We start from the raw sequence: 12119 nt of genomic DNA, 5'->3' as shown, positions 1-12119 counted from the left end.
CAGGTGCTCGCCCAGGCGCCGGTAGCTCTCGAACTGCGATTCGCTGAACCACTGGTCCGAGGTCGGCTCGTGCGGGAACAGGGAGTTCGCCTCCGCATAGGCGCGTACGTCCACGGGCAGGTCTTCCAGGTAGGTGGGCTTGAGGTAGAGCAGCCAGCCGCACCGCTCTGGGTCGCCGGCCGCTTCCGGATAGCTGATCCGCCCGAGCGCGAACGAGGTGGTGCCGGCATCGACCTTGCCCCTGGGGGCGATCCGGATCGGCAGGAACTCGATGTCCACGCCCAGGTCGATCTTGATCTTGCGCACCGCGTTGCCGAGGTCGGAGAACCGGCAGTCCGGGTCGGCGGCCGCATCCGAGAGGACGATGAAGCGGCAGCGTCGGCGGATCATCTCGTAGAGGCCGAGATTCTCGAAATGGCCGCCGTCCGACAGGTAGACGAAGCGCCGCTGCGCACCCGCGCGGCCCAGCAGCTCATTCAGGAACGGCAAGATCGCGAAGCCCGGCGAGGCCTGCCGGCTGATCCCGGCATCTTCGGGATGGGTCTGCACATAGCCCGGGTTCGGCACCCACACGCCCAGCCTGACGTTGAACAGGGTCATGAGGAAGGCCGTGGCCGGCGAGGAATGGTAGCCCATGGCCGGGCTGACCGCGGCGCCGGAGATGGTCATGGCCCCGCCCAGCGTGATGCCGGTCTTCTCACCAGGATGGGCCGAAGGTAGCTGCCCCGGCTGCCGGCCGGCATAGCAGGCGCTCTCGACATAGGCGCCGCCGGCATGGGTGTCGCCGCTCGGCAGGCTGGCGCTGCCGCAGGCGTACGGGGTCAGGATGAACGAGGCGGCCTTGCGCTCCTGCCAGCCGAGCCGCGTGTTGTTGTCGGTCAGGTTCATGGTGGCGTTGATCACGGGGAGCAGGACGCGGCGCCCGTCCACTCGGGTGTCCAGCTCGTGGAGCTGGACGTTGTCGTCCTGGTCGAAGCCGGTGGCTGGGTTGGGCAGCCGCTCGGCGCGGGCCGAGCCCAGGAACGCGCGGATCAGGCGGTTGCGGTACATCCCGTGCAGGGAGAACTGGTTGACGTTGATCCGCCGGCCGGCCAGCCACAGCACTGGTGCCAGGACCGCCAGGATCACCAGGTGGCCCAGCAGCATCGGCTCGGACAAGGGCCCCAGCCAGCCCAGGCTCATGCTCTTCCGCCAGGAAAAGGGCGGCACCGTCTCCAGCCATTGCGCCACGTGGACGGCGGCCTTCAGCTCGCCATAGGCGAGGACGAGGAATAGGGCGGCCAGGAACACGAAGGTCGCGACCGCTACCAGGATGTCGACCGTCAGCCAGCGCCGCGCCCGGCCGCTGACAGAAGGCTTGAGCGAGGACAGCGTGCTCTTGCCGCCGAACACGCTGACGAGGCCGGTGGCCAGCATGGTGGCGCTGAAGCTGAACGGCCAGTCGGATCCGGCCAGGATCCAGTGGGGCAGGGGTAGGCAGATCAGGGTGAAGACCGCCCACATCACCGCCGGCACTACCTTCATGGCACTGATCCGCGCCAGCCATTCGCGGTCGGCGTCGAGCAGGTCGACCTCGCTGGACAGGAGGCCGGACGCCCGGCGGAAGCCCACGAACAGGGCGGAGCAGAGCAGGTAGCCGAGCGTGATCCAGAACGGCGCCAGTGCCGCCACCAGCCGTTGGCCCAGCGCGGTCCGGTCGACCATGGCCTGGCCGTAGCAGTCCTGGATGGACTGTCCGATCGGGCAGTCCTGCCGCAGACCGGCGGCGTCGCCGAACATCTGCCAGCCGAGCGGCACGCAGGCGGTGACGAAGGCCGCGGCGATCGCGGAGATCGCCACCCATACCAGCAGATTGCGCCGGAACAGGTCGCGCACCGCCCGGCCGCTGCGGATCATCGCGGCGAGATAGGCGCTGATCAGCACGAGCCAGAGCAGGGCGAACGGCAGGCTCATCGCCACCAGCGCCCGCTGCAGCGGGTGCGGGTACGACCAAAGGCCACCGAACAGGAGCCCGCTGCCCCTGAGCTCGAAGGGTGCCGCGATCCCGGTCAGCCGCGGGGGAACGGGGACCTGGATGTCGTGGGCCAGCCAGACCGGCAGGAGCATGGCCGAGGCCAAAGCGGGCCAGATCACCCGCAGGTGGAGATGGTTCCGGGCGCTCGCCTGGTCGTGGCCGAGCTGGCAGCGCCGGTGCGAGGGCAGCAGCAGGCAGATCTGGTAGGTCGCCAGGAACAGGAGGGCCAGTGCCGCCACCAGTGCGCCGGTGGTGGTGACCCCGTTGGCGCTGAGCACCAGCGAGAGGTAGAAATTGGTGGGGGTTGCCGCCATCACCAGGAAGGGCAGGAACACCGTCCAGTTCAGCAGCAGGTTGCGCGCGATGATGACGATCGCCGCCCAGCTGTCGATCGAGGACAGGCCGATGCGCGGGTTCAGGAAGTTGGAATGCTCGCGCAGGGCGGCGACCTGACGGGCTTCCGGGGCAGTGCCGGCAAGCTCGGCCTCGACCTGCCGGACCGGGTCCTGCCCGGCCCGGCTGTTGCCGCCCTCAGCGCAGGCGTGCAGCCAGCGCTGCAGCCAGCTCCCGATATAGCCGCCGCCCGACACGGTCGAGAGATACTGGAAGCGGGACAGGAGGTTCATCGCGGCCAGCGCCTGCAGCACGCCTAGCCCGAACGCGGCGCTACGGATTCCGCCGCCGGACAGGCACAGGGCCGCTTGGTCCTTTGCCAGTGCTGCTTGGCCATACTCGTGGATCGAGGCGAACGGGCGGCTGGCCGGCCGTTCACCCGGCCAGAGCGCGTCGAACTCCTGCTGCAGGACGGCCCGCGTATCCAAGCATGGGGACCGGGTGGCGCTGCGGTCGATGGTCATGGGCCCCGCTCCTGCCCGTCATGGCGGGGACAGGGTGGGCAGCGGCAGCCGGGTGATCAGCATCGAAGCCGCGATGGTCGACAGGCGCATCGGAACCTCCACTGCAATAGCTGGCTGGCTATTGGCTGCCGAGGTCTCGTTAGGCTCTTGGAAGAACGACGAAGCTATAGGCCGGTCGACTTGGATCCTCAATCGACATGACGCTGGTGGCTGGTGATCTGCATCACGTCATGCGCCGGATTCTTGGGCGCATCCGCCGTACGGCCGGGCCGGTCACGCCTCCGGGCGCAACTCGTGGACATGGACGTCGCGCCCCGCATGCTTTTGCAGCACCTCCAGCGCGATCCGCTCCCGGTCCGGGTCGGGCGTGCGGACCCAGAGCAGGACGCGACCCCGTTCCAGCTGCTCGTCGAGATGCTGGGCGTAGCGGGCGTCCATCAGGCCGGCCAGCGTAGTGCTGAGCAGTGTGCCGCCGGCAACCGCACCCACCACCAGGGCGGCGAGCGGACCGGTGGTCGCCACCACCGCACCGGCGCCCAGCAGCGTGGGCAGCACCCAGTAGGCGTTGGCCAGCGTGCGCTCGTGCTCGGCCAGTTCCTTGGCCGGGATCACCTGCTCGCGCGGGTCGGACGGATCGTCCTCCGCATCCTCGGCCTGCCGCGGGCTGTGGCCGAGCTTCGCCTCGATTGCCTCCTGGCTGCCCAGGATGCTCAAGTCCTCGTCGGCGAAACCCCGTTCGTTCAATTCGGCGACAGCACCTTCCAGCGACACCGCATCGTCGAACACCGCCACCGCTTCGCGCATCCATCCTGCTCCACTCACCGGCGGCGCCCAGGACATGGGGCGCCGTTCCTCTCCGCTCACCTATGGCGGATCGGGACGGCGGGCCAGTCTCCCCTTGGGACGCGAGTCGGATTGACGCGGATCGGGCGCCTCCATACTGTCTGATGGCATGACAGGTGCCGACTGCCCGGGCGACGACCAGGCGAGCATGAGAGCACCGCTGGATCAGGGAAGGTCGAACGTCATGAAACTGGCGCGTCGTGAATTCACCATTGGCAGCCTGCTCGCCGCCGGCACCGCCGGCCTGCCGATCATGGTCAAGGCTCAGGAGGGCAAGACCGTGGCCCTGCTGTTCGACAGCCTGGTCTCGCCCTTCTGGGTGTCGGGCCTCGAGATCATGAAGGAGAGGGGCAAGGCCAACGGCTGGGAGCTCCTGGAGAACATCTCGAACTTCGACGACAACAAGCAGTTCGAGCAGGTCAAGGCGATGATCGCCCGCAAGGTCGACGGGATCCTGATCATCCAGACCGATTCCAAGGCGGTGATCCCGGCCATCCGGGCGGCCAACGAGGCCAACATCCCGATGGTCCACTTCAACCGCCCGCCGGCCGAATCGGATGCCTATTCCGTCGCGATCCAGGCCGACAACCGCCAGATCACGCGCGACACCGTGCAGTTCATGGTGGACGAGGCCAAGCGTCGGGGCGGCCAGTACAAGGCCTGCATCCTGATCGGCGATCTGGGCGACGTGAACGCCATCCAGCGCCGCGACGGCTTCTTCGACATCGTCGACCAGAACCAGGACATCATCGAGGTGGTGGCCCGCGTCGCCACCGAGTGGAACGCCGACAAGGCCTTTGCCGGCCTGATGAACGCGCTCCAGGCCAACCCCGACATCAACTTCCTGTTCACCTCGTCAGACTTCATGCACCCGCAGATTCAGCAGGTGCTTGAGACCTTCGACATGTGGAAGAAGCGTGACGAGGAAGGCCACGTCATCTTCGGCGGCTTCGACGGCGACGACGGCGCCTACCAGCGCATCGTGGATGGTTACCTCGATGCCTGCGGCGTGCAGAACCTGTTCCTGGAGGTCGACATGGCCTTCCAGGCCTTCCAGGACATGTGGGCCGGCAAGAAGCCCGAGAAGCTCCTGATGGATCCTGGCTTCGTGATCACCCAGGAGAACAAGGACCAGGTCCGCGACCAGATGTGGGGCTACATCGTCTGGGAGAAGAACGGCGGCAAGCCGATCTCCGGCTGAGCTTCACTAGTCTGTCCTGGCGGGCGGCAGGTGCCGCCCGCTCCGTTCCGATCACGCGCCCTTTGCTGGAATCGTCATGACCCCGGCGCAGACGACGAGGCTCGATCGACCTGCTCCGGCGCCGGGCCTGCCGCTCTGGCGGCGCTTGCTGCTGTCCGAGTATCTCGTCCTGTTCCTGACCGTCGTCTATGTCGCCGGCATGGCGCTGATCGTGCCGGAGATCCTGACGGCCGACACCTGGCGGGACATCCTGGCGGCGATGATCCCGCTGCTGATCGTGGCGATCGGGCAGATGTTCGTGCTGGTGGTGGCCGGCATCGACCTGTCCGCCACCTCGGTCCTGGCATTCTCCAGCGTGCTGGGTGCCGCCGTGATCACCATGGATGGCGGGCCGCTGGTGGGCCTGCCGGCCTTTCTGGTGGTGGCCATCGGCATCCTCGCCTTCATGGCGGTGGGTGGTGCGGTCGGCGCTTTCAACGGGGCCTGCACCACGCGCTTCAACATGCCGCCCTTCATCGTGACGCTGACCACGATGATGTTCTTCTCCGGTGCGGCCATCTGGGTCACCACCCTGCTCACCGACGACGGCAGCTCGATCGGCTCACTGCCGCGGGAGTTCGTGTTCATCGGCCAGGGGCGGGTGTTCGAGCTGCCCTTCTCGCTGCTGATCGCATTGGCCGTGGGCCTGCTCGCCCATGTGGCGCTCAGCCATTCCCTGTTCGGCCGCTGGCTGTTCGCGATCGGTATCAACCCAAACGCCGCCGCGGTCTCCGGTGTGCCGGTGCGCCGGACGATGTTCTGGGCCTATGTGATCTCCGGTGCCTGCGCGGGCCTAGCCGCCGTGATCTACACGGCCAGGCTCGAGACCGGCACGCCGGTGCTGGGCCAGCGCATCCTCCTGGACGTGGTTGGTGCCGCGGTGATCGGCGGCGTGTCCCTGTTCGGCGGCAAGGCCAAGGTCCTCTGGGTGGTGTTCGGCGCCCTGTTCCTGACCGTGGTGGACAAGGGGCTGCAGCTGCTGGGCCTGTCGCTGGCCGGCGTGTTCGCGATCAAGGGCGGGGTGATCCTGCTGGCCGCGATCGTGGACGCGCAGCGCCAGCGCCTGAAGGGGCGCGGCTGATGTTCCAAAAGCAGGTGCAGGCACCGGTCCAGGCACCCCTGCTGGCCGTCCGCGGCCTGTGCAAGAGCTTCTTCGGCGTGCAGGTGCTGCACGATGTCGGCTTCGAGCTCGCCCCTGGACGGGTCCTGGGTCTGATCGGCGAGAACGGCTCCGGCAAGTCGACCACGATGAACATCCTGGGCGGCATCCACCAGCCGGACCGGGGCGAGATGGTGCTGGACGGCCAGCCCTACCGGCCCAAGGGCCCGAAGGACGCGGAAGCCACCGGGATCGCCTTCATCCACCAAGAGCTCAACCTCTTCAAGAACCTGTCGATCGAGGAGAATCTGTTCATCGGCGGGTTCCCAAAGCTGGTCCGGGGCCTGCCCTTCATCGACCGGCGCAAGGTGCGTGCCCGGGCGAAGGAATTGCTCGCTGCCATCGACCTGGACCTCGATCCCGCGACCCTGGTGAGCCGCCTGTCCCAGGGCGAGCGCCAGCTCGTCGAGATCGCCAAGGCATTGGGCGCGGACGCCCGCATCGTCATCTTCGACGAGCCCACCACCTCGCTCACCGCGCGCGAGACCGAACGGCTGTTCGGCCAGATCCAGCGCCTGAAGGGCCGCGGCATCGCGATCGTCTATATCAGCCACATCCTGTCGGACGTGATGCGGCTGACCGACGACATCGTCGTGCTACGGGACGGCCACGTGGTGGCGTCCGCGCCGACCCGCCAGATGACGGTGGACAAGCTCATCACCTCGATGGTCGGCCGGACGATCGACCAGATCTACCCGCCGCGGGCCAGCCGGCCGCGCGAGGGCCAGCCGGTGCTGGAGGTCGAGAAGCTGACCCAGCCGGGCATGATCAAGGACGTGAGCTTCCAGGTCCGCCAGGGCGAGGTGGTCGGCATCTCCGGCCTGATGGGCTCCGGGCGCTCGGAGATGGCCCGGATCCTGTTCGGCCTGGACCCGTATGCCTCCGGCCGGATCCTGGTGGACGGCCAGCCCTTGGAGCGGCCGACGCCCGAGGCCGCCATGGCGCGCGGCATCGCGTTCCTCACCGAGGACCGCCGGGCCGAGGGCCTGATGATGGACGGCCCGATCGCCGACAACCTCGCCTTGCCGTCTTTGCCCAATTTCGCCGGCGGATTCGGCCGGCTGATCGAGCGGACCCGGCTGGGTGATGCCGTGGAACGCACCGGGCGCGACGTGCAGGTGAACGCCAGGGACTTCGTCCAGACGCTGGTGAAGAACCTGTCCGGCGGCAATCAGCAGAAGGTTGTGATCGGCAAGTGGCTGTTGCGCAGCCCGCGTCTGTTCATCCTGGACGAGCCGACCCGCGGCATCGACGTCGGCGCCAAGTACGAGGTCTACAAGATCATCAACGAGCTGGCGGGGCAGGGGACGGGCGTCCTGGTGATCAGCTCGGAGATCGAGGAACTGATCGGCATCTGCGACCGGATCCTGGTGATGAGTCATGGCGAGATCCGCGCCGGCTTCGACCGGGCGAAGTTCGACCGCGAGCGGATCATGCGCAGCGCCATGTGGGACAGCGTGACGAAGGGTGGCCGATGAGCCTTGCCGACAGCCGCAAGATCCGCCTGTTGTTCCTGCAGAACGCGCCCCTGATCCTGTTCCTCGTGCTGGTGCTGGTGTTCGGCTCCCTGTCCGAACGCTTCCTCAGCCCGACCAATTTCATGAACATCGTCACCCAGGCGGCGCATATCGCGATCATCGCGATCGGCATGACCTTCGTGCTGCTGGTGGCGGGCATCGACCTGTCGGTCGGCGCCAACATGTATGCGAGCTGCATCGTGGTGGCCCTTTACATGAAGGGCTGGAACCCCGTGTTCGGCTTCGCCGTAGCCGGATTCCTGGGTCTCCTGTTCGGTGCCGTGAATGCCTTCGTCATCACCAGGCTGCGCGTGCCGGCCTTCATCGCCACGCTGGCCACCCTGTTCGTCGGCCGGGCGATCGCGCTCTACCTGTCCGGCGTGAAGATGATCCCGTTCGGCAAGGAGATCCTGCTGCTCGGGCGCACGACTTGGCTGGGCCTGCCGGTGCCGATCTGGATCTTCCTCCTAGTGTTCGTGATCGCCTGGGTGACGCTCCGGCTGACCACCTATGGCCGGCAGGTCTATGCCGTGGGTGCCGACCCGGAGGCCGCGGCCAAGGCTGGCATCGATGTGCGGCGCATCCTGTTCTCGGTCTACTGCATCGCCGGGGTGTGCGCGGCCATCGGCGGGCTGGTCTCGGCCAGCCAGGTGGCCGCGGCGTCCTCGACCTTCGGCTTCCAGAAGGAATTCCCGGTGATCGCCGCCGCCGTGCTGGGCGGCACCTCGCTGTTCGGCGGAAGGGGAGGGGTGGTCGGCACCGTGTTCGGCGCGATCCTGATCCAGACCGTGGAGAACGGCCTCGTGATGATCAACGCCGACCCTTATGTCTATCCCCTGGTGGTCAGCGCCATCATCTTCATCGCGGTGCTGGTCGACAGCCTGCGCACCGGCATGCTGGAGCGCCTGGAGCGGCGCAAGATCCGGGTGGAGACGGCCTGACGAGGCTGGGGCGGGCGGAGGTACGGAGGCTTCTGGATGGTCACGCGCAGCGCGGACCTGGTCGTTATCGGCGACAGCGAGGCGGAGCTTCGCGAGGTGCTGGCCGAGCTCAGCCTGCCGGAAGGGCCGCTGCCGGACCTCGACCGGCTGCGCACAGCACTCGGCGAGCTGCGAGACCATCCGGCCAATCGCGGCGAGGTCGGGGCGAGTGCGGTCATCGGCCGCTACCACTTCCCCCTGCGCCGGACCCTCTATGCCGCGCTGGTCGCCACGGTGAAGAGCGCTGGCGCCGTGGTGGCGGCGCTGGCCAATCCTACGGCCGGGGGCATCGCCGCAGCACTGGTGATCCTCGACACGATCGAGAAGGCGGCGGCCCTGATCTCGCGGCTGGACGAGCAGGAGGTCCTGGTGCTGGAAGCGCTCGCCAGCGCCACGGCCAAGAACCAGGCACGGGATCCCGAGGCCGACAGCGCCAGCCTGGACGAGGTGGCGGCCGTGCTCGCGGAGCGGGACGAAACTGTCCCGGACCTCGTGAACATCCTCCACGCCATGTCCGACCCCGGCGGGCGGCGGGGCATCCGCCGCATCGAGCGGGACGGGCTGACCCGCTACGCCGTCATCTACTGAGGCACTGCCGGCACTTAGCCACGCAGGCGCAGGTTCTCCGGGTCGAACAGTGGCTCGCTGGCAACCACCGCGGCGCGCCGTTCGCCCAGCACCTCCACCCCCAGCCGTGTGCCTGGTTCGGCATGGGACCTAGCGACATAGGCCAGGGCGATCGACCGGCCGATCCGGTGGCCGAAGCCGGCCGAGCCGACCAGGCCGACCTGTTGGTCTCCGTCCAACACCCTGGCCACCGCGACCGCGTCGCTGTCCCCGTCCTCGAGGAGCAGGGGCACGAAGCGGTCGCGCAGGCCCGCCTCCTTGCGGGCGATCAGCCGCTCCCTGCCCACGAAGCCCGGCTTCGCCAGGTCGACGAACCGGTCCAGCCCGGCCTCGAAGGGCGTGTACTCGGTCACCAGGTCGGCGCCCCAGGATCGGTAGCACTTCTCCAGCCGCATGGACTCCAGGGCATAAATGCCGAAATGGCGCAGCCCGAAGGCCCGCCCGCCCGCCTTCACCCTTCCATATACCTCACGCACATGCTCCATCGGCACGTGCAGCTCATAGCCCAGCTCGCCGGCATAGGAGAGCCGCATCGCCACGACCGGTGCCGAGCCGATCGTGGCCCTGCGGACCGCCATCCACGGGAAGGCGGCATTGTCCAGCGGGAGGTCGGTGACGGCTGCCATGACCTCGCGGGAGCGGGGCCCGGTCAGCACCAGCGTGTCGAACCGCGCCGTGACATCGGCGATCGCCACGCCGTTCGCCGGCAAGTGCCAGGCCAGCGTGTCGAAGTCGTGGTGCTGGGCGGTGGAGGCGGAGCAGAGGTAGAAGCGATCCTCGGCCAAGCGCGCCACGGTGAACTCCGAGCGGATGCCCCCCTGCGGCGTCAGCGCATAGGCCAGACTGACCCGTCCGGGTCTCGGCAGCCGGCTGCACAGGACCAGGTCCAGGAAGGCAGCGGCTTGCGGTCCGTTCACCTCGAGCTTGGTGAAGCCCGGCAGGTCCAATAGGCCCGCGTGCTCATGCACCGCCCGCACCTCCTCGCCCACCAGCTCATGCCAGCCCGGTCGCCGGAAGGACGGCGTCTCCGCGCTCTTGGGACCGAAGAAGGTCGGCCGCTCCCAGCCGCCGCGCGCTCCGAACCTGGCCCCTTCGGCCTTCAGCACGTCGTAGAGGGGCGAGGTCTTCATCGGCCGGTGTGCCGGCCATTCCTTGACCGGATAGCCGATCTCGTACTCGTTCTCGTAGAGCTCCAGCGCCTTGGCGAGGGTGTAGGACTTGCTGGCGAAGCCGGTGAACCGGCGGCTGTCGAGGTTCAGCACGTCCCATTCCGGCTCGCCCTGCGTGATCCAGTCGGCGACGATCTTGCCGGCCCCGCCGCCTTGGCAGATGCCGAAGCTGAACGCGGCGCAGTGCCAGAAATTGGTGAGCCCATGGGCCGGGCCCAGCAGCGGCAGCCCGTCCGGCGTGTACGGGATCGGCCCGCTGACCACTCGGCGCACGCCGACGCTGCCCAGGATCGGCACGCGCGCACAGGCCAGCTCGATATATTTCTCCAGCCGCTCCAGGTCGTCGTTCCAGAGCTGGTTGGCAAAATCCTCGGGCAGCCCGTCCAGCCAAGCCGCCTTCGCATTCTCCTTCTCGTAGGGGCCGAGCAGCAGGCCCTTGCGCTCCTGGCGCAGGTAATAGCTGTCGTCCGGGTCGCGCAGCAGCGGCAGGAGGCCCGGCCGCTCCTCCAGCTCGGGGATCGCCTCGGTCACCAGATATTGGTGCTCCATGGTGACCACCGGCAGGTCCAGCCCGACCATGGCGCCCAGCTCGGCCGCGCGGTAGCCGGTGGCATTCACCACATGCTCGGCCTCGACCACGCCCTCGGGAGTGCTGAGCTGCCAGTACCCGTTGTTGCCCCGGGTGATCGCGGTGACCGGGCAGTTGCGCCTGATCTCGGCGCCGGCCGCGCGCGCTTCGGCCGCGAGCGCCTGGGTCACCATCGAGGGGTCGATGTCGCCATCCAGGGGATCGAGCAGCGCGCCCGTGAGCCCGTGCAGCTCGAGGAACGGATAGCGCTCCTTTGCCTCGGCGGGCGACAGCACCTGGAACTCCAGCCCCTGAGCACGCGCCATGCCAGTGACGTGCCGGAACTCGTTGAGCCGGTCCTGCGATTGGGCCAGCCGCAGGGAGCCGGTTACATGGTAGGTCACCCCATGGGCGGGATCGGCGGCGAGGCGGCGGTACATTTCCAGGCTGAAGGCCTGCATGCGCATCACCGGCCAGGAGCCGGAGAAGGTCGGGGTGTTGCCGGCGGCGTGCCAGGTCGAGCCGGAAGTGAGCTCCGCCTTCTCCAGGAGCAGGAGGTCCTGCCAGCCCGCCTGGGCCAGATGCCACAGCGTGCTCACCCCGGCGATCCCCCCACCGATCACCACGACCCGAGCCTGGCTGCGCATCCCGTCCCTCCCGTCTGTCGCGACCCATCCATGGCGCGATCCGAGCGCCGGCACCATCTTCAGAGCGGCATGGCGCTGACAAAGGGCGAACGGGTGAGGAAGATCCAGTTATCGACCGGCTTGGCCGCCTCGATCCTGTTGCTGGTGGGCTGCGCCCCGGACTTCGTCGATGATCCGCCGCCGGTCCGGCCGCTGGCGGAGGCCGGTGGCCCGGTCGCGCGCGATCCGGACCTGCCGTCGCCCGGCACGGTGATCCCGACCTCCCCCAAGCCCGTGGACGTGATGACCCCGCCGCCCGTGCCGGACCCGGGCACCAGGCTGCGGCCAGACGAGAATCCGCCGCTGCCACCCGCCGCGACCCGCGAGCCGCCGCCGACAGCACCAGTGTGGCCGGCACCGCCGCCGAACTATGGCCGGACGCGCGAAGGTGCAGCACCCCTGAACATCCCGAACCGGCCGCCGGCCGCCTGGCGGTAGTGGCGATGGCAAGACTGCAGA

9 protein-coding genes are annotated in these 12119 nt (G+C 68.3%); 6 read left to right on the top strand and 3 right to left on the bottom strand.

Going from position 1 to position 12119, the window contains the following annotated elements; all coding sequences use genetic code 11:
- Positions 1-2871, bottom strand: a 2871-nt coding sequence (locus tag EQG76_RS32045) for a patatin-like phospholipase family protein (protein WP_235031201.1), incomplete at its 3' end; no start/stop codon positions are given.
- A 273-nt stretch (positions 2872-3144) separates the two neighbouring features.
- The gene (locus EQG76_RS04295; protein ID WP_159710922.1) at positions 3145-3675 is read right to left on the bottom strand and encodes a hypothetical protein; all 531 of its coding nucleotides are present in this window, start codon (positions 3673-3675) and stop codon (positions 3145-3147) included.
- A 223-nt stretch (positions 3676-3898) separates the two neighbouring features.
- Here EQG76_RS04295 and EQG76_RS04290 point away from each other — a divergent pair, with 223 nt between their 5' ends.
- The 5 genes from EQG76_RS04290 (at position 3899) to EQG76_RS04270 (ending at position 9198) form a co-directional block, all read left to right on the top strand.
- Positions 3899-4915 carry a sugar ABC transporter substrate-binding protein gene (locus EQG76_RS04290; protein WP_159710921.1) on the top strand — a complete coding sequence of 339 codons (1017 nt, stop codon included), beginning with the start codon at positions 3899-3901 and terminating at the stop codon, positions 4913-4915.
- A 76-nt stretch (positions 4916-4991) separates the two neighbouring features.
- A complete protein-coding gene (locus EQG76_RS04285; RefSeq protein WP_159710920.1) occupies positions 4992-6035 on the top strand; it encodes an ABC transporter permease in 1044 nt (347 codons plus the stop codon).
- Positions 6035-7591: a sugar ABC transporter ATP-binding protein gene (locus EQG76_RS04280; RefSeq protein ID WP_200840548.1), complete on the top strand. Its 1557-nt coding sequence runs from the start codon at positions 6035-6037 to the stop codon at positions 7589-7591. Before EQG76_RS04285 ends, EQG76_RS04280 begins: the two co-directional genes overlap by 1 nt.
- Positions 7588-8571 carry an ABC transporter permease gene (locus EQG76_RS04275; protein WP_159710919.1) on the top strand — a complete coding sequence of 328 codons (984 nt, stop codon included), beginning with the start codon at positions 7588-7590 and terminating at the stop codon, positions 8569-8571. The genes EQG76_RS04280 and EQG76_RS04275 overlap by 4 nt, the downstream gene beginning before the upstream one ends.
- A 36-nt stretch (positions 8572-8607) precedes the next feature.
- Positions 8608-9198, top strand: coding sequence for a hypothetical protein (locus EQG76_RS04270; RefSeq protein WP_159710918.1), 591 nt, complete (start codon positions 8608-8610; stop codon positions 9196-9198).
- A gap of 14 nt (positions 9199-9212) precedes the next feature.
- Here the strand turns inward: EQG76_RS04270 and EQG76_RS04265 are convergent, their stop codons facing one another.
- Positions 9213-11621 (bottom strand): GcvT family protein, encoded by a 2409-nt coding sequence (locus EQG76_RS04265; protein WP_159710917.1) that lies wholly within the window; start codon positions 11619-11621, stop codon positions 9213-9215.
- A 30-nt stretch (positions 11622-11651) separates the two neighbouring features.
- Here EQG76_RS04265 and EQG76_RS04260 point away from each other — a divergent pair, with 30 nt between their 5' ends.
- Entirely contained in the window at positions 11652-12098 is a 447-nt protein-coding gene (locus EQG76_RS04260; RefSeq protein WP_159710916.1) for a hypothetical protein, read from the top strand.
- Positions 12099-12119 lie beyond the last annotated feature (21 nt).

The organism is Geminicoccus flavidas, assembly GCF_009806515.1.
Lineage (GTDB): Bacteria > Pseudomonadota > Alphaproteobacteria > Geminicoccales > Geminicoccaceae > Geminicoccus > Geminicoccus flavidus.
The sequence above is the reverse complement of the archived record's forward strand: the minus strand, read 5'-3'. Positions and strand labels throughout refer to the sequence as shown.